The 16,768-nt window shown below is 66.0% G+C and carries 14 protein-coding genes; 3 read left to right on the top strand and 11 right to left on the bottom strand.

Going from position 1 to position 16,768, the window contains the following annotated elements; translation table 11 throughout:
* The first annotated feature begins 110 nt into the window (after positions 1-110).
* Positions 111-2,078, top strand: a complete 1,968-nt coding sequence (locus tag NR187_RS03075; RefSeq protein ID WP_256805679.1) for a methyl-accepting chemotaxis protein — start codon at positions 111-113, stop codon at positions 2,076-2,078.
* A 40-nt stretch (positions 2,079-2,118) separates the two neighbouring features.
* On the opposite strand, the gene NR187_RS03070 is transcribed toward NR187_RS03075, so the two are convergent.
* On the bottom strand, positions 2,119-2,763 hold the full coding sequence (locus NR187_RS03070; RefSeq protein ID WP_211382191.1) for a TetR/AcrR family transcriptional regulator: 645 nt from the start codon (positions 2,761-2,763) through the stop codon (positions 2,119-2,121).
* Positions 2,764-2,878: 115 nt separating this feature from the next.
* On the opposite strand from NR187_RS03070, the gene NR187_RS03065 reads away from it, so the two are divergent.
* A complete protein-coding gene (locus NR187_RS03065) occupies positions 2,879-3,523 on the top strand; it encodes a glutathione binding-like protein (protein ID WP_211382190.1) in 645 nt (214 codons plus the stop codon).
* A gap of 47 nt (positions 3,524-3,570) precedes the next feature.
* Here the strand turns inward: NR187_RS03065 and NR187_RS03060 are convergent, their stop codons facing one another.
* From NR187_RS03060 to NR187_RS03025, 8 genes are all read right to left on the bottom strand, one after another.
* Entirely contained in the window at positions 3,571-4,875 is a 1,305-nt protein-coding gene (locus tag NR187_RS03060) for a TRAP transporter large permease (RefSeq protein ID WP_211382189.1), read from the bottom strand.
* Positions 4,876-4,906: 31 nt separating this feature from the next.
* Entirely contained in the window at positions 4,907-5,500 is a 594-nt protein-coding gene (locus tag NR187_RS03055; RefSeq protein ID WP_211382188.1) for a TRAP transporter small permease subunit, read from the bottom strand.
* A 10-nt stretch (positions 5,501-5,510) separates the two neighbouring features.
* Complete coding sequence (locus NR187_RS03050; protein ID WP_211382187.1) at positions 5,511-6,509, bottom strand: TRAP transporter substrate-binding protein; 999 nt, start codon at positions 6,507-6,509, stop codon at positions 5,511-5,513.
* A gap of 40 nt (positions 6,510-6,549) precedes the next feature.
* Positions 6,550-8,208 (bottom strand): hydantoinase B/oxoprolinase family protein, encoded by a 1,659-nt coding sequence (locus tag NR187_RS03045; RefSeq protein ID WP_256805678.1) that lies wholly within the window; start codon positions 8,206-8,208, stop codon positions 6,550-6,552.
* A 2-nt stretch (positions 8,209-8,210) separates the two neighbouring features.
* Entirely contained in the window at positions 8,211-10,295 is a 2,085-nt protein-coding gene (locus tag NR187_RS03040; protein WP_256805677.1) for a hydantoinase/oxoprolinase family protein, read from the bottom strand.
* A gap of 140 nt (positions 10,296-10,435) precedes the next feature.
* Complete coding sequence (locus tag NR187_RS03035) at positions 10,436-11,242, bottom strand: NAD-dependent protein deacetylase (RefSeq protein ID WP_211382184.1); 807 nt, start codon at positions 11,240-11,242, stop codon at positions 10,436-10,438.
* A gap of 84 nt (positions 11,243-11,326) precedes the next feature.
* A complete protein-coding gene (locus NR187_RS03030) occupies positions 11,327-11,953 on the bottom strand; it encodes a hypothetical protein (protein ID WP_211382183.1) in 627 nt (208 codons plus the stop codon).
* Positions 11,954-11,969: 16 nt separating this feature from the next.
* Positions 11,970-13,130: a YadA-like family protein gene (locus NR187_RS03025; protein ID WP_256805676.1), complete on the bottom strand. Its 1,161-nt coding sequence runs from the start codon at positions 13,128-13,130 to the stop codon at positions 11,970-11,972.
* 447 nt (positions 13,131-13,577) lie between these two features.
* Here NR187_RS03025 and NR187_RS03020 point away from each other — a divergent pair, with 447 nt between their 5' ends.
* Complete coding sequence (locus NR187_RS03020) at positions 13,578-14,510, top strand: adhesin (protein WP_256805675.1); 933 nt, start codon at positions 13,578-13,580, stop codon at positions 14,508-14,510.
* Positions 14,511-14,517: 7 nt separating this feature from the next.
* Here NR187_RS03020 and NR187_RS03015 read toward each other — a convergent pair whose 3' ends face one another.
* Positions 14,518-15,354, bottom strand: a complete 837-nt coding sequence (locus NR187_RS03015) for an SDR family oxidoreductase (protein WP_211382180.1) — start codon at positions 15,352-15,354, stop codon at positions 14,518-14,520.
* A gap of 72 nt (positions 15,355-15,426) precedes the next feature.
* Positions 15,427-16,746, bottom strand: coding sequence for a solute carrier family 23 protein (locus NR187_RS03010; RefSeq protein WP_211382179.1), 1,320 nt, complete (start codon positions 16,744-16,746; stop codon positions 15,427-15,429).
* Positions 16,747-16,768: the final 22 nt, after the last annotated feature.

The following is a 16,768-nucleotide window of genomic DNA, read 5'->3' as shown; positions in this document are numbered from 1 at the left end:
GCCGATAGCCGGCACCCCACAAGCACACCGCTCCGCCGGTATCCCGTTCATCCTCTCTTAGCGAGAAGTTGATAGTCGTTCTTTACCAACAGTCAAAGAACGAGTCGGACATGCGGACGAGCCTCGGCCTCAGGATGCGGATTACGGTTGCGCTGGCGGTGACGGCGGCGGCGACCGCCCTGTTTGCCGTGCTCGGGGCAATGTGGATCATCTCAGGGATCATCGACCGCGCCGACCAGCGCGAGTTGCGCAGCCATTACGACGCGCTGCAATCGCGGATCGCGGAAGAGTCCCACCGCGCCGCCGCCATGAGCGCCATCGTCGCCGCGATGCCGGCGACGCAGGACGCAATGGCCAAACAGGATCGCAACGCCCTGATCGGCCTGTTCGGGCCGGTCTTTGCCGCAACCAAGTCGGAGTACGGCGTCGATCAGTTCCAGTTCCACGTGGCGCCGGCGACCTCGTTCCTGCGCGTGCATCAGCCCGCCAAATTCGGCGACGACTTGTCCGGCTTCCGCAAGACCGTCGTCGTCGCCAACCAGGAGCACAGGGTCGTGGTCGGCCTCGAAGGCGGCGTGGCCGGGCTCGGTATCCGCGGCGTGGTCCCGATCGCGCAAGGGGCTAAGCATCTCGGCTCGGTGGAGTTCGGCCTGACCTTCGGCCAGTCCTTCCTCGACGACTTCAAGACCAACCGCCATGTCGACGTCGCCTTCCATCTCGCCGACGGCGCGGGCTTCAAGCTGTTCGGCGGCACGCTGAAGGGCAAGAGCTTCTTCGACGCTGCCGACTACGGCCGCGCCACCGGCGGCGACTTCACGGTCCGGCAGGCCAGGCTCGACACCACGCCGGTGGCCGCGCTGCTCGGACCGATCAAGGATTTTTCCGGCAAGCCGCTCGGCGCGGTCGAGCTGGTGATGGACAATGCCGACTATGTGGCCTCCGCCGACCGTGCCTGGCTGCTGGCATTCGGCATCGCCGCGATCGGGCTCGTGCTCGCCGCGATCGTCGGCTATCTCATCGCCCGCAGCATTTCGCGCCCGATCCTCTCCATCACACGCGTGATGCGCGAGCTCGCGGACGGACACCTCGACGTCGCCGTCCCCACCAGCAAGGCCAATGACGAGGTCGGTGAGATGGTGAAGGCGGTCGCGGTCTTCCGCGACAACGCCGTCAACTTCAATCGGCTCCAGGCCGATCAGCTCGAGGCCAAGGCCCGGTCCGAATCGGAGAAGCGGCGCGTCTTCGCCGCGCTCGCCGACAATTTCGAAGCCAGCATCCGGGACGTCGTCACCACGGTTTCCTCGGCCGCGGTCGAGATGGAGCACACGGCGCGCTCGATGTCGGCCATCGTCGAGCAGTCGCGGCAGCAGACCGGCACGGTATCGTCGGCCTCGGCCCTCGCATCGGAAAACGTTCAGACGGTCGCAGCCGCTGCCGAAGAGCTGTCGTCGTCGATGACCGAGATCAGCCGCCGCCTTGCGCATGCGACCGAAGTCGTCGGCAGGGCCGCCAGCGATGGACAAAGGTCCAACGCACGGGTGCAGAGCCTGGCAGATGCCGCGCAGAAGATCGGCGACGTCGTCTCCTTCATCAACGGCATTGCGGGGCAGACCAATTTGCTCGCGCTCAACGCGACCATCGAGGCGGCGCGCGCGGGCGAAGCCGGCCGCGGCTTTGCCGTGGTCGCCTCCGAGGTGAAGGCGCTGGCGACCCAGACCGCGAAAGCGACCGAGGAGATCGGCGCGCAGGTGACGGCCGTGCAGGGCGAGACGACCGGCGCGGTGGACGGTATCCAGTCGATCTGCGCGACGATCCAGCAGGTCGACGAGATTTCGGCGGCCATTGCGGCGGCCGTCGGCCAGCAGGGCACGGCGACACAGGAGATCGCGCAGAACGTCCAGCAGGCAGCCGCCCGCACCGGCGAGGTCTCGCAGAACATCGCGGGCGTCACCGCCGGCATCGCCGCGACCGGTACGGCGGCGCAGGAAGTGCTGGGCTCGGCGATCGAGCTGTCAAAACAGTCGCAGCGGCTGCGCGACGAGGTGGATCGTTTCCTGGCGCATATCCGCGCGGCGTAGCGGGCGCGGGATCGCGCCGCATACTCGCCGTCATCCCGGCTCAGGATTTAGCGCCCACCATCACGTCGATCGCGCCCTTGACGATCGCTTCCAGATCCTTCCGCGACACCCGCGCCCGCGAACGAATGGCGATCGAGTGCACGGTTGCGGACGCGACTTGCGCCAGCACGGCCGGATCGGCGCTCTCCGGCAGTTCGCCTTTCTCTTTTGCGCGGCGGAAGCAGCTCGCAAACGCCTTGTCGAGCTCCGACAGGCCATCGAGCACCATCGCGCGGATCTCGGGATCGCCGACGGCTTCGGATGCCGCCGTCACCACCGTGAAGCAACCGCGCGGGCCGGTTTCGCCTGAGAGATAAATGTTCAGCGCGGAGGCAAAGATGCGCTCCAGCCGCTGGCGCACCGGCATCTCCTGGCGAAAAATCTCCACCATCGAGGCACGCGCTTCCTCGCGGTAGCGCTGGTAGCTTTTGATGTAGAGCTCACGCTTGTCGCCGAAGGCGCCGTAGAGGCTTGGGCGATTCATGCCGGTGGCTTCGCTGAGATCGTCGAGCGAGGTCGCGGCGAACCCCTGCCTGCGAAACAGGTCGAGCGCCTTGCCGAGCGCGATCTCGGGCTCGTAAGTGCGCGGACGCCCACGGCGCTTGGGTTCGCCGGCAGCAGTTGGCGGTTTCGATTTTTGTACCATTTCGCAAAATAATCCTTGACCCGCCTTATATTATGCAAGACAGTACAAAAATCAATCTGGCCAGGTTGAGCGACATCCAAAAGTCACATCGAGGAATTGCCCAAGGAGGCTACAGATGGATCTCTATTTCTCGCCGCTCGCCTGTTCGATGGCGACCCGCGTCGCGCTGTACGAAGCCGGTGCCGAGGCGAACTATCTCGAAGTCGATCCGCCGACCAAGAAAGTGCTGAACGACGGCACCGATTTCCGCACCGTGAACCCGATCGGCCTGGTGCCGACGCTGCGCACCGACGAGGGCGTGGTGCTGACCGAGAACGCCGCCATCCTGCAATATGTCGCAGACCGCTTCCCGCAATCCGGGCTCGGCGCGGCAGCGGGCATCGATCGCACCCGGCTGCATCAATGGCTCTGCTTCATCGGCACCGAGCTGCACAAGGGCCTGTTCATCCCCGTGCTCGACCGCAAGGCGCCGCAGGAAACCAAGGCGTATGCGCTGGAGAAGAACCTGTCGCGGCTCGACTATCTCGACAACTACCTGAAGGGGCGCGACTTCCTGCTCGACCATTTCAGCGTCGCCGATGCCTATCTCGTCACGGTCATCAACTGGACCATGGCGACGCCGCCGATCGAGCTCGCCAAATGGCCGAACGTGAAGGCCTATTACGAGCGCCTGCGCCAGCGGCCGTCGGTTGCGAAGGCGATCGCAGAGGAATTCGAGCTGTACAAGGCCGAACAGGCGCGGAAGAAGGCCGCGGCGTAAGGACTGAACGATCGAGACGCTGTCCCGGCCTCACGGCCGGGGCGGCGCTATCCGTACAGCACTCTTGGCAGGATCGTGACGATGCCGGGCCACAGCGTCAGCAGCAGCACGAAGCCGACCATGATGATGAGGTAGGGCATGGTGACGCGCGCGATGTAGCCGAGGCCATCGTCGGTCAGGCCCTGGATGACGAACAGGTTGAAGCCGACCGGCGGGGTGATCTGCGCCATCTCGACCGCGAGCACGATGAAGATGCCGAACCAGATTTCGTCGAAGCCCGCGCCCTTCACGATCGGCAGCACGATTGGCAGCGTCATCACGATCATCGAGAAGCCGTCGAGGAAGCAGCCGAGGACAAGATAGAAGACGATCAGCGCCACGATCAGCATGAAGGGCGACAGCCCCAGGCCCTTGACGAAGGCCGCGACCGCCTGCGGAATGCCGAGGAAGGCGGCCGCGTTGCCGAGGATCGAGGCGCCGAGCACGATCAGCGCGATCATCGAACAGGTGACGACGGATCCGATCAGCACGTCGCGCACCACCTGTTGCGACATCGAGCCCTGCGCCCAGGCGACCAGCGCCGCGCCGAGCACACCGACGGCGGCAGCCTCCGACGGCGTCGCCAGCCCGCCATACATCGAGCCGAGCACGCAGGCGATCAGGAACAGCGCCGGTGCGAGATCCTTCAGCGCCGCGAAACGCTCGCCCCACGACACCTGCGAGAGCTTTGCTTCCGACTCAGGCACCAGCGTGCGGTTGAAGGTCGTGTGCAGCATCACCCAGCCCATGAAGGTGGCGGCCAGCAAGAGGCCGGGCAAGACGCCGGCGGTGAAAAGCTTCAAGATCGAGACGTCGCCGAGCACGCCGTAGATGATCATGATGTTGGACGGCGGGATCAGAAAGCCGAGCGTGCCGGCGCCGGCGAGCGAGCCGATCGCGATATCTCGCGAATAGCCGCGGCGTGTCAGCTCGTTGAGCGACATGCGGCCGATCACCTGCGTCGTCGCGGCCGACGAGCCGGAGATCGCCGCGAAGATGGTGCAGCCGATCACGTTCACATGCAGCAGGCGGCCCGGCAGCAGCCCGGCCCAGGGCGCGAGGCCCTGGAACAGCGAGCGCGACAGGCGGGTGCGAAACAGCAGCTCGCCCATCAGGATGAACAGCGGCAGCGCCAGCAGCTCCTGCGTGGTCAGGATGTTCCAGGCATATTGCGGCAGCAGCTTGTCGAGCGGGATCGAGCGGAACATCGCCAGCAGCAGCGTGGCGGTCAGCGCGAGCGTGAGGCCGATCCACACGCCGCATGCCAGCAGCGCAAACAGGATCGCGAACAGGGCGACGACTTCGATGGTCATGCGATCTTGAATCCGGTAGCGGGCAAAACGATCATTCGACGGGCGAGGCCTTCATGCGGTGATCCTCCAGCGGCAGGCCGAGCGTGGCCTGGATCGCGCGCGCCAGGAACTGCAGCGTGAGCAGCAGCATGCCGAAGGCGACGACGGCTTGCGGAAACCACAGCGGAGTATCGCTCGAGGTCGAGACTTGGCCGCGGATGAAGGCACCCCAGGCGAATTTTGCCATGGCCGAGGTCAGGAACGCCATGAAAGCGAAGCCGGCAGCGGCCGAGAGGATCTCGATCACGCGCTGAAACGGCGCGGGAACGTTCTTCAGGAGCAGGACAACGCGGATGTGGCCGCCGACGCGCAGCGTCATGGCGGCGCCGAAGGTGAAGGACGCTGCCATCAGGTAGGAGGAATATTCCCACGCGATCGAGATGGTCGGCGGGAAGAAGGAGAGGAAGTTCGAGAGGAAGCGGGTGGCGACCTCGCACAGCATCAACAGCGTCAGCAACAGCAGGCAGCCGCCGCCGATCCAGCCGTCGAGCCGGCCGAGACGGTCGATGCCGTCGAGCAGGATGCGCAGCGGCGCCGGCGCCGCTGCGTTGAGGCTTTGCGGAGCTTCGGGCGAGATACTCACCAAGGTGATGCCCTCAGCGCTTCATTTCGGCGAGATAGGCCCGCACCGGCTTGTCGGCCGCCGGCACGCGCTTGAGGAAGGCGTCGAGCTGCGGCGCGGTCTTCGCTCGGATGTCCGTGATCATCGCCTCCGAGACCGGCACCACCTCCATGCCGCCTTCCTTCAGGCGGTTGAGGCTGTCAACGTCGGCCTTGAGCGAGTTCGCCCAGAAACCCGGCTCCATTTTCGCCGCGATGTCCGCGACGAGCTTCTGCTGATCCGCACTGAGCGCCTTCCAGGAGTCGAGATTGACCGTGAGCATCTGCGAAGACCAGACGTGGTTGGTCGGGTAGACGTATTTCAGGAATTCCCAGAACTTGCCGTCGACGCCCGACACCGCAGATGTGGAGACGCCTGACACTGCGCCCGAGGCCAGCGCGGGAATGGTCTCGCCCCAGGGAATCATCACGGGCGCCATGCCAATGGCGGCCAGCATGTCGACGGCCCCCTTGTCGGGCACGCGGATCTTGATGTTCTTCAGACCCTCGACGTCGGCGACCTTGACCTTGAGATGCAGGTACTGCGTCGGCCACGGCACGATGTAGAGGATCTTCTGGTTGTTGCGCGCGGCGACCTTCTCGTATTCGGGCCGCACATATTTGTGCAGCACCTTCAATTCGTCCATCGAGCCGCACAGGAACGGAATGCTCTCGACGCCCATGAAGGGCTCGTCGCCGACCTGCTGGATGTTGAGGACGTCGGCGAGCGGCACCAGACCGTCGCGCACGGCGCGCAGATGCTCGGGGCCCTTGAAGCCGAGCTGGCCGCCGGCCTTCACGGTGATCGCGACCGCGCCTTCGGTCTGCTTCTTGACCTCTGCCGCAAAGGCGAACGCATTCTGGGTGTGGAAATTGCCGTCAGGCCAGACCGTCGACATGTCCCAACTCACCGTCGCTGCCCGTACGCGGGTGGGGATCTGGGTCGCGGCAAGCAGGGTCGCTGCGCCCGCGGTGAAATTCCGTCGCGTGATCATCTCTTCTCTCCGTTCGCTAGCGCGCAAGCTTCCCGGCTCGTCACCGCGCGGACCCATAAACTGCAACTGCATTGTCTGAAGATACGAGGCCGCTCTCGACATCGTCGTTGACGGCTGTCGGCGCGCGCTCCCGGGGATCGCCGATCCCGGCACCGCCCGGCGTCAGCACCACCAGGCGATCGTCCGGCGGCACCTGCTGAAAGCCTTTTCCGCGCAGCTTCTTTCCGGACTTCAGGCCGACATAACCAGCCTCGCCGTCAAGGCCGCCGTCGCGACCGCGCGGCGGATGATCAATACGGTCGAATGCCGCCAGGATGTCGAACGGCGCATCGACGCCGCTGCCGACCTCGATGATCTGGCCGAGGCCGCCGCGGGTGCGCCCTGCCCCGCCGGAATCCGGGCGCAGCTCCTTGCGCCAGAAGATCAGCGGCGTCTGCGTTTCCGCGATCTCGACCGGGGTGCCGCGCACCCCGCTGGGATAGGCGGTCGCCGACAGCCCGTCCTTCGCAAAGCGCGCGCCGGTGCCGCCATTGGAGGTCACCGCCATCGAGAATCCGTAATTGCCGCCGGCGCCTGAACGGGTCTGGCCGCGCACGTTGAGATTCCACAGGCACGAGGTGCCTTCCGCCGGCACTCGTTCGGGAATGATCTGGCGCAGGCAGCCGAACACGACGTCGGGCAGCATCTGCCCGATGATGTGGCGCGAGGCCACCGGCGCCGGCTTCGGCGCATTGAGGATGGCACCAGCCGGCGCCGACACCGTCAGCGGCGAGAGCGAGCCGGCATTGTTCGGGATCTGCGAGGCGACGACGCAACCGAGGCCGAACACGGTGTAGGCCGTGGTGTAGGATAGGGGCACGTTGATGCCGAACTTCGAGGCGCCCGTGGTGCCGTCGAAGTCGACATGGATGCCCGTATCCGAGATCGTCAGCGTCGCGGCCAGCGTGACCGGCGTGTCGTAGCCGTCGACGACCATGGTGTTGTGCCAGCTTCCCTTCGGCAATTTTGCGATCTCGGCGAGCACGGCCTCGCGCGAGCGGTCGCAGATGTAGTCGCCGAGTTCGTCGAGCGTGTCGATGCCGAACTCGCTCATCATCTCGACCAGGCGCTCGCAGCCGACGTCGTTGCAGCCGGCGAGCGAATAGGTGTCGCCTTCGGTGTCGATCGGCAGCCGCGTGTTGGTGCGGATCATCGCCATCAGCGTCTCGTTGACGACGCCCTGGTCGATCAGCTTCAGCATGGGGATGTAGAGCCCTTCCATGAACACGTCGGTGGCGTCGGGCCCGAAGCCGATGCCGCCGATGTCCATGAGATGGCTGGTGCAGGAGAACAGCGCCACCGGCTTGCCGTCCTTGAAGCAGGGCGTGGTGACGACGAAATCGTTGAGATGGCCGGTGCCCATCCAGGGATCGTTGGTGATGTAGGCGTCGCCCTCCTTCATCGTCTCGATCGGGAAGCGGGCAATGAAATGCTTGACCGATTCCGCCATCGAGTTGACGTGGCCGGGCGTACCGGTCACCGCCTGCGTCAGCATCCGCCCCTTTAGGTCGAACACGCCGGCCGAGAGGTCGCCGCATTCGCGGACGATCGGGCTGAATGCGGTGCGCAGCAAGACCTGTGCCTGCTCCTCGACCACGGCGATCAGCCGGTGCCACATGATCTGGAGATCGATCAGGCTCGTTCCGCTTGGCTTGCTCATGATCAGGCCGCCTTCCGTTCCATGACGATGCTGCCGGCACCATCGATATGGGCGTCGAAACTGTTGGAGACGAAGGTGGAGGTTTCGTCCTCGGCGATCACCGCGGGGCCCGCAATGGTCGCACCCGGCGCCATGTCCTCGCGGCGATAGAGCGGGATCTCGATCACTTCCCCGGCCCGGCCGTCGAAGAACTTTCGGCTGCCGGACGCCTTGCCGGCAGGCTTGCGCGCCACGTCGGCAACGCGCACCGGATTGCGCGCATCGGTGGTCGCGAGCACCGACCAGCTCAACACCTCGATCGCGGCGCCCGGGATCGACCGCTCGAACATTGCGGAATAATCCGCCTCGAACTTCTGGCGCAGGCCGGCGAGATCGGCCGAATTCAGCCGCCGGTTCGGCAGCTCGATCGTGATCTCATGACCCTGACCGACATAGCGCATGAAGGCGGCACGGCGCTCGCGCACCGGCGCGCCCGCCGCACCCGGCTCGACGAGGGCGCGTGCCTCGGTCGCCATTTCCTGCAAGAGGTCGGAGACCGCCTCGGTGTCGAAATCGTCGAGGCGGACGTGGCGGCTACGCACCAGCTCATAGGCGATGGGCGCGGCCAGGAACCCGACCGCCGAGCCGACGCCGGCATTCGACGGCACGATCACCCGCGAGACGCCGATCTTCTCGGCGACACGCGCCGCATGCAGCGGCGCGGCGCCGCCGAAGGCGATCAGCGTGTGCTGGCCGACGATCTCGCCGCGTTCGACCGCGTGCACGCGCGCCGCGCTCGCCATGTTCTCGCAGACGACCTCGTGCACGGCATAGGCTGCGGTTTCCGCCGACAGGCCGAGCGGCTCGCCGACGGCGCGCAGCAGCGCCTGTTTCGACAGCTCCGGGTCGAGCTTGATCGTGCCACCCGCAAAGGCGTCGGGATCGATCATGCCCAGCGCAACGTCCGCATCCGTCACGGCCGGACGCTGGCCGCCGCGGCCATAGCAGGCCGGCCCCGGCTCCGACGACGCGCTCTCAGGCCCAACGGTGACGCGCTTCATCGCATCGACATGCGCGATCGAGCCGCCGCCGGCGCCGATCTCGACCATCTCGATCACGGGAATGCGCACCGGCAGGCCGGAGCCCTTGAGGAAGCGCGCGGCACGATCGACCTCGAACACGCGCGAGGTCTCTGGCTGGTACTTCTCGATCAGGCAGATCTTTGCGGTGGTGCCGCCCATGTCGAAGGAGAGCACCTTGCTCTCGCCGAGCCTTGCTGCGATCTGCGCCGCGAAGATGGCGCCGCCGGCCGGGCCGGACTCGACCAGGCGCACCGGAAAGCGCCGCGCCGTCTCGATCGAGGTGACGCCGCCGCCGGAGGTAACGAGATAGATCGCGCCGCGGAACTGCTCGACCAGCAACGCCTCGGCCATGCGGGCGAGATAGCCGTCGATCAGCGGCTGCACGTAGGCATTGGCGACCGCTGTGGAAGTGCGCTCGTATTCGCGGATCTCGGGGCACACCGCCGATGACACCGTCACGGAGGTGCCGGGCATCTCCTCGGCGAGGATCGCGGCCGCTCGGCGCTCGTGCTCGGGATTGGCGTAGGAGTGCAGGAAGGCGATGGCGACGCTCTCGACGTTCAGCGCGCGCAATCTTGGCGCGAGCGCGCGCACCGCTGCTTCGTCGAGCGGGAGGCGGACGGCACCGTGGGCGTCGATGCGCTCGGGCACGGTGAAGCGCAGGGAACGCGGCGCCAGCGGCCTCGGCTTGTCGATGGTGAGATCGTACTGGTCGTAGCGGCTCTCGGTGCCGATATCGAGCACGTCGCGAAAGCCTTCGGTCGCAACCAGCGCCGTCTTGGCGCCGCGGCGCTCGATGATCGCGTTGGTCGCCAGCGTCGTGCCGTGAATGAAGACGTCGATGTCGCTGATATGCGCGCGCGCGTCAGCCAGAATGAGCCGCATCCCGTCCAGGACCGCCTCTTCGGGGCGCTGCGGCGTCGTCAATACCTTGCGCGTTCTTCGGTCCCGACCCAAATCCAGCACGATGTCGGTGAACGTGCCACCGATATCGACGGCAAGCCGCACCTCGGCTCCCTCAAGCATTCCAAATTCTCCGTGCTGATCGTCAAGACTGGGGTCGAAAGCGCAGCAATTTCCGTGCCATGGATGACGAGAACATGCCGCGTCCGGCTATTCTGCTTGGCACCTATGCAATAGGCAAGGCATGTTCGCCTTGGGCGCGTTCAGAGCAGGAATGCAAGCGCCGCTTCGCAGCGCTCCTCGACCTTGAGCGTGAGCAGATCGTCGGCGCGGGTGCGCCCGAGATTGACCGCAGCGATCGGGATCTGCCGCTGCGCGGCAGCCTGCACGAAGCGGAAGCCGGAATAGACCATCAGCGATGAGCCGACGATCAGCATCGCGTCAGCCTGCGACAGATGATCCTGCGCGGTGGCGACGATTTCGCGGGGGACGTTCTCGCCGAAGAATACGACGTCGGGCTTGAGGATGCCGCCGCAGGCCTCGCAGGCCGGCACCTCGAACGACGAAAAATCCGCGTGCTCCAGATCGGCATCTCCATCGGGCGCATCCGCGGCGTCGAGCGCGAGCCATTCCGCATTCGCGCGGCCCAGCGTCTCCTGGAATTCGCTCCGCGGCGTCTTCGCTCCGCAACCCATGCAGCGAACCAGGTCGAGCCGGCCATGCAGGTCGATCACCTGCCGGTGGCCGGCGGACTGATGCAGCCGATCGACGTTCTGGGTCAACAGCATCCCGCAGCGCCCGTTCGCCTCGAGCCGGGCCAGCGCGTGATGCGCATCGTTCGGCCTCGCCTGGCCGAACCGCCGCCAGCCGATCAGGCTGCGCGCCCAATAGCGCTGGCGCGTGCGCTCTTCGGACATGAAAGCCTGGAAATTGACCGGCTGGGTGCGCTTCCAGTTGCCGTGGCTGTCGCGGTAGTCGGGAATGCCAGAGTTCGTGCTGCAGCCGGCGCCGGTCAGCACGAACAGACGTTCGTGGCGGGCGACGAAATCCTGAAGCGGCGCATTTGTCATGGCGAAGATGTAGTCTGCGCAACCCGCTTTTGCCAGATCACCGGGATGCCTCTTTGAGCAACCCGCATCACCCTTGCGTTCCGATCATTGCGTTGGCGGCTTCGAGGACAGGTTCGGTTTCGCCGGCGCGGATTGCTTGTGCGAGACGACGGCCTTGCCGGGCGCAGCTTCGGGCGTGGCAGGCGCCACCGGTGCGGATTGACCGACTGACAACGACACGCCGAACACGCGCCACTGTCCGTCGACCGGCGCGAACAGCAGCTCAAAATTCACCTGCGACGGCACTGACGGAAAAAATCCTGCCATGTGCAGCAGACCGTTCGGCTCGATCTGCGGCAGCAGCGACAATTGCGGATCGATGACGGCAACGCCGGAGAGATCGAGCTTGTCGCCGCGCTGCTTGGCAAAGATCTCCGCGAGCCGCGCCGCGGTGTTGACCTGGAAACCCGGTGCGCCGAGATCGCGCAGCACGGTGTAGTTCCCGGTCTTGTTGGCGTGATCGAGCGCAAGCAGCGTCGAGCGGATCAGCATCAGCACGCCGTTACGGTCGATGTTCGCAGGCTTGGCTGCCTGTTGCTGCTGGGATGACGCCTGATGCGACTGCGACTGCGACGGCGGCGGCGTCTGCTGCGCAGATGTCGTCACCGCCCCCAGAATCAGGAGCCCGAGCATCACAAGCCCGAGGCCCGCACTCAACCGACGCAGCGTCATGGCGAATGCGTTCTTCCTACCACTGGATCGAGACAGCACCACGCCCGCCTGCAACGTCGCGCTCGAGCCCGATGCCGCCGCCGGCATTGGCGATGATCGCATAGCTCTTGCCGTCATAGAGCAGCGCCGTGGCGCCGAGGGCGAACGCATTGGCGCCCTCGAAATTGCCGTAGCCCGCCGAGAGTGCGAATTTGCGGCCCGCTTGCAGGGCCGGCATCGAACCGGCCGCGAGCGCAACGGCGGTGCCGCTGCGCGCTTCGAGCCGGTTGTCCATCACTTGCGACTGCAGCGAAGTCACCTGCGATTGCAGTGAAGTGATGCTCGCCGGGTTGAAGCTCGACGTCGCGAGGTTGCCGGCGGCGTCGGTGGTAACGAAGGAGACCGGCCCGCTCTGCGCCGCAAGGCTCGCGGTGGATGCGACGCCGGCCAGGCGATAGGTATTGCTTGCCGTACCGATCGCGACCTGGTTGGCGGCCGTCGCCGTCGCGCCGGAGCCGATGGCGGTGGAGTTCGTGAAACCGGCCGAGGCGCCAGTGCCGATCGCGGTCGCGCTGCTCGAGGCAGCGCTGGCTCCATTTCCGACGGCTGTCGAGGACGCCCCGGACGCGACACTGGCAAGACCGATCGCGATCGCCCTGTCACCGGACGATTGCGCGCCCAAGCCAGCGGCTCCGTCACCACCGCCTCCGATCGCGATACTGTAAATGCCAGAAGCGGTGGCCGCGTTGCCGACTCCGGCTCCGTCGCCGCCGCCCATCGCGGTACTGCCAACGCCCGCCGCGGTGCTATAGCCGCCGGTGGCCGTGCTGTAGTCAGCGCTTGCTAGGGTACCGATGCCGGTCGCCGTGCTGTAGACTCCGGACGCTGTGCTGAGGAACCCGCTTGCCGTCCCGCCCGTTCCGTCCGCCTTGCTGGCCCCACCGACTGCCGTGCTTGCGTTACCCGTTGCCTCGCTTTGGCCGATCGCCACGCTGCCGTTACCGCTCGCTTGGCCGCCGCAAGCGACGGCGCCGACGCCAGGCGCAGAACCGAGCGCGGTGCCTGTTACCGCCGCGCCGCAGACCCCTTGCGCAGCGGCGGGCGCAAGATCAAGCGTCAAGACGAACATGGCGAGCACCACGGCTGCAGCCAGGGCTTTGGTTAAACAAAGCATCGCTTTAATGATCGCAGAAGGCATTTGCGCTCTCAGGTCCAGAGGTCGGGTCTGTCCCGATCGGTGGCCGGATACGGCCGCCGCGAATGTGGGCCAAGGCGACAGGCCGGACATCAACCGTTCGGTTGAAGTCGAAGCACTGCCGGTTTCTGGTTGCCGCTTTTGGACGGGGCTGTTGCCGAAATGCATCCCGGGTGACGCAGGCAATTCTGCAACACAAGACAGAAAACCAGCCGCCGTATGCCGCTATCGAGCCGCCTTCAACCCAACGGTTGATGCGCTCCCGGCGCTCCTTCCGCACCGTGGAGCGAACGATGAATGGGGCGTCAAGGAATGTCATTCAGGTTGCTTCGCCGACTGAGCCATGCAGGCCAGCGGAAACGCGCGAGCGTGGGGTCCACGGTACGTCGCGCGAACGTCGTCCGTCGCCTTGTATCAGCAAGTTTCGTCCTCGCGGCCGCGGCGGTCCCGTTGCTGGCGGCCGATGCGGCAGCGGCCGCCGACTACGCGGCGGGTGGCGGCGTGAACAACGGCCCCGCGGGTGAAGCGACGGCGGTGGGAAGCCTTGCCACGACGAACGGCCCCAGTGCAGCAGCCTTCGGCGAACAGGCCAATGCGGACGGCTCGGCTGCCACGGCGGTTGGTCAATTCAGTCACGCAACCGGCTTCCTTGCCACGGCAATCGGCGGCAACACGATAGCCACTGGCGGCGCCGCGACCGCGCTCGGCAGCCAGGCCACCGCGATCGGCGACAGCACGACAGCAACCGGCTTTTTCAGCAATGCGACCGGCCTGAATGCAACCGCGACGGGATCCCTTAGCAAAGCGACCGGCGACAACGCAACCGCAACGGGCTCTTCCAGTCAGGCGATCGGAATCAACGCAACGGCTGTGGGCGCAAATAGCATTGCCAACGGCGCGACTGCGAGTGCCTTTGGAACCGGAGCAGAGGCGCTGGGGGCAAACTCGGTCGCGATCGGCGCAGGGTCGGTGGCAAGCGCTCCCAACACCGTGTCGTTCGGCACGGCCGGCAACGAGCGGCGGCTGACCAACGTCGCCGCGGGCATCAATCCGACCGACGCCGTCAACATGAGCCAGCTGAGCAGCATGTCGTCAGGCTTCCAGTCGCAGCTCTCCGGGCTGCAGTCCCAGATCTGGGACAATCGTACCGAGGCGCGGCGCGGCATCGCGGCGGCGGTCGCAACCGCAAGCGCGCCGATGCCTTCGGCCCCCGGCAAGACCACCTGGCAGATGCGTGGCTCGGTCTATCACGGCGAAGGCGGCTTCGGCTTCGGCTTCGCCCATCGCCTCCACACCGCGATGCCGCTGAGCGTGGTCGGCGGCTACGGCAATGGCGGCGGCACCGAACACACCGCCTATGTCGGGATCGGCGGCGAGTTCTAGCGACGCTTCAGCTCGCCCAATTGTCGCGAAACTCGGGAAACAGCGTCAGGCCTCCGCAGGCGTAGATGGTCTGCCCGGTGATGTAGCTTGCTTCATCCGAGGCGAGGAAGGCAAACACGGCGGCGATCTCCTCCGGCGTGCCGACGCGGCCGAGCGGAATGTGGCTGGTGACGACGCCGCGCTTCTCCGGATCGCCGGTCCAGGCCGCGTTGATCGGCGTGTCGATCGCGCCGGGCCCGACCGCGTTGACGCGGATGCCGCGGCCGGCGAATTCGAGCGCCAGCGTTCGCGTCAGATTGGCCATGCCGCCCTTGCTGATCGAATAGGCGAGATAGCCGGGCTTCGGGATGATCTGGTGCACGCTGGTGCAGTTGATGATGCTGCCGCCACCGCCGCGCGCGACGAAATGGGCGAGCGCCTTCTGCGCGCAAAGCACGGCGCCGTTGAGATTGACGTCGATGATGCGGCGGTAGGTCTCGATGTCGAGCGCCTCGCTCGGCGATTCCCGCTGGAAGCCGGCATTGTTGACAAGGCAGTCGAGGCGCCTCCAGCGCGCCAGGATGGTCTCGAACATTGCCGCGACGTCCTGCTCGCTGCTGACATCGGCCCCGACGACGACATGATCGAGCCTGCCGTGGCCGCGATCGCTCGATGCCGTGCGTGCCAGCGCGAGCGTCTCTTCCCCCTTTTCGGGATGATCGACATAGTTGATGGCGACGGTCGCGCCCTCCTGGGCGAGCCGGATGGCGACGGCGCGGCCGATGCCTTGTGAGGCGCCGGTCACCAGCGCGTATTGGCCGACGAGGCGCGAATGAAACGAGGTCGATCGATCGGTTTGTGGCATGAGTTCTCTCCGGGATGCCTGATCATCGACGGAACCGGCTTTTTGTTCCATCCCTCAGCGCATCGCTGCGATTCATTCGGCGCGCCGGGCAAGCGGCGAGGTCAGGATCTGGTACAGGATGATGGCGCCAAAGGTTGCGGTGCCGATTCCGCCGATCGTGAACGCGCCGAATTTGAGCGTGAGATCGCCCGCGCCCGCCGTCAATGCCACGGCAATCGTGATCAAGTTCGCCGGATTGGCGAAGTCGACCTTGTTCTCGACCCAGATCCGGCCCGCCATCGCTGCGATCAACCCGAACAGCACGATCGAGAGGCCGCCGATGACGGGTCCCGGGATCGACAGGATCAGCGCGCCGAATTTCGGCGAGAAGCCGAGCAGGATGGACACCGTGGCCGCGAAGCCAAACAGCAAGGTCGAATAGACCTTCGTCGCTGCCATGACGCCGATGTTCTCGGCATAGGTGGTGACGCCGGTGCCGCCGCCGCAGGCCGCCACGATGGTCGCGAGGCTGTCGGCGAGCAGCGCGCGACCGAGATAGTCATCGAGGCTCCGGCCCGTCATGGCGCCGACGGCCTTGATGTGACCGAGGTTCTCGGCGACCAGAATGACCGCGACCGGCGCGATCAGGAAGATCGCATCGGCATGGAAACTCGGCGCCGTGAAATTCGGCAGGCCGAGCCACGGCGCGGCCGAGAGCTGCGCGAAGTCGACCGGCTTGCCGAAGCCCAGGCCGTTCGCGAACAGCAGGTACAAGACATATCCGCCGATCGCGCCGAGGATGATCGGCAGGCGGCGCCACAAGCCGGGAGCGGCAACTGCAACCACGCCGATCATCAAAACGGTCGCGAGCCCGATCCAGGTATCGAACGCATTGGCGCTCACCGCCTTGACCGCGACCGGCGCGAGGTTGAGGCCGATCGCGGCGACCACGGCCCCGGTGACGGCCGGCGGCATCAGGCGCTCGACCCAGCCGACGCCCGACCACATCACGATCAGCGCGATCACACCGTAGAGCACGCCGGCGCCAATGATGCCGCCGAGCGCGACGGAGAGATTCGGATTCGGCCCCTGCCCGGCATAGCCGGTGGCGGCGATGACGACGGCGATGAACGCGAAGCTCGAGCCGAGATAGCTCGGCACACGCCCCGCGACGATGACAAAGAAGATCAGCGTGCCGATGCCGGAGAACAGCACCGCGACATTGGGATCGAACCCCATCAGCAGCGGCGCGATGATCGTTGAGCCCGACATTGCGACACAATGCTGGAGACCGGAGACGACGGTCTGGCCCCATGGCAGCCGCTCTTCGGGCATGATCACGCCGGAGGTCTTCAGCTTCCAACGCGGGAAATAGCCCTGTGATTGCTCGTCCGAGCCGGTGGCGATCGACATCTTCCCCCCCAGTTGCGGTGCA

The organism is Bradyrhizobium sp. Bra64 (assembly GCF_024519875.1).
In the GTDB taxonomy this organism is placed as follows: domain Bacteria; phylum Pseudomonadota; class Alphaproteobacteria; order Rhizobiales; family Xanthobacteraceae; genus Bradyrhizobium; species Bradyrhizobium japonicum_G.
The sequence above is the reverse complement of the archived record's forward strand: the minus strand, read 5'-3'. Positions and strand labels throughout refer to the sequence as shown.

Coding starts and splice junctions, on each gene's coding strand:
- NR187_RS03010 (WP_211382179.1), bottom strand. CDS start 16,746: ATGTCGATCGCCACCGGCTCGGACGAGCAATCACAGGGCTATTTCCCG.
- NR187_RS03035 (WP_211382184.1), bottom strand. CDS start 11,242: ATGACAAATGCGCCGCTTCAGGATTTCGTCGCCCGCCACGAACGTCTG.
- NR187_RS03075 (WP_256805679.1), top strand. CDS start 111: ATGCGGACGAGCCTCGGCCTCAGGATGCGGATTACGGTTGCGCTGGCG.
- NR187_RS03070 (WP_211382191.1), bottom strand. CDS start 2,763: ATGGTACAAAAATCGAAACCGCCAACTGCTGCCGGCGAACCCAAGCGC.
- NR187_RS03065 (WP_211382190.1), top strand. CDS start 2,879: ATGGATCTCTATTTCTCGCCGCTCGCCTGTTCGATGGCGACCCGCGTC.
- NR187_RS03015 (WP_211382180.1), bottom strand. CDS start 15,354: ATGCCACAAACCGATCGATCGACCTCGTTTCATTCGCGCCTCGTCGGC.
- NR187_RS03060 (WP_211382189.1), bottom strand. CDS start 4,875: ATGACCATCGAAGTCGTCGCCCTGTTCGCGATCCTGTTTGCGCTGCTG.
- NR187_RS03045 (WP_256805678.1), bottom strand. CDS start 8,208: ATGAGCAAGCCAAGCGGAACGAGCCTGATCGATCTCCAGATCATGTGG.
- NR187_RS03025 (WP_256805676.1), bottom strand. CDS start 13,130: ATGCCTTCTGCGATCATTAAAGCGATGCTTTGTTTAACCAAAGCCCTG.
- NR187_RS03030 (WP_211382183.1), bottom strand. CDS start 11,953: ATGACGCTGCGTCGGTTGAGTGCGGGCCTCGGGCTTGTGATGCTCGGG.
- NR187_RS03040 (WP_256805677.1), bottom strand. CDS start 10,295: ATGCTTGAGGGAGCCGAGGTGCGGCTTGCCGTCGATATCGGTGGCACG.
- NR187_RS03050 (WP_211382187.1), bottom strand. CDS start 6,509: ATGATCACGCGACGGAATTTCACCGCGGGCGCAGCGACCCTGCTTGCC.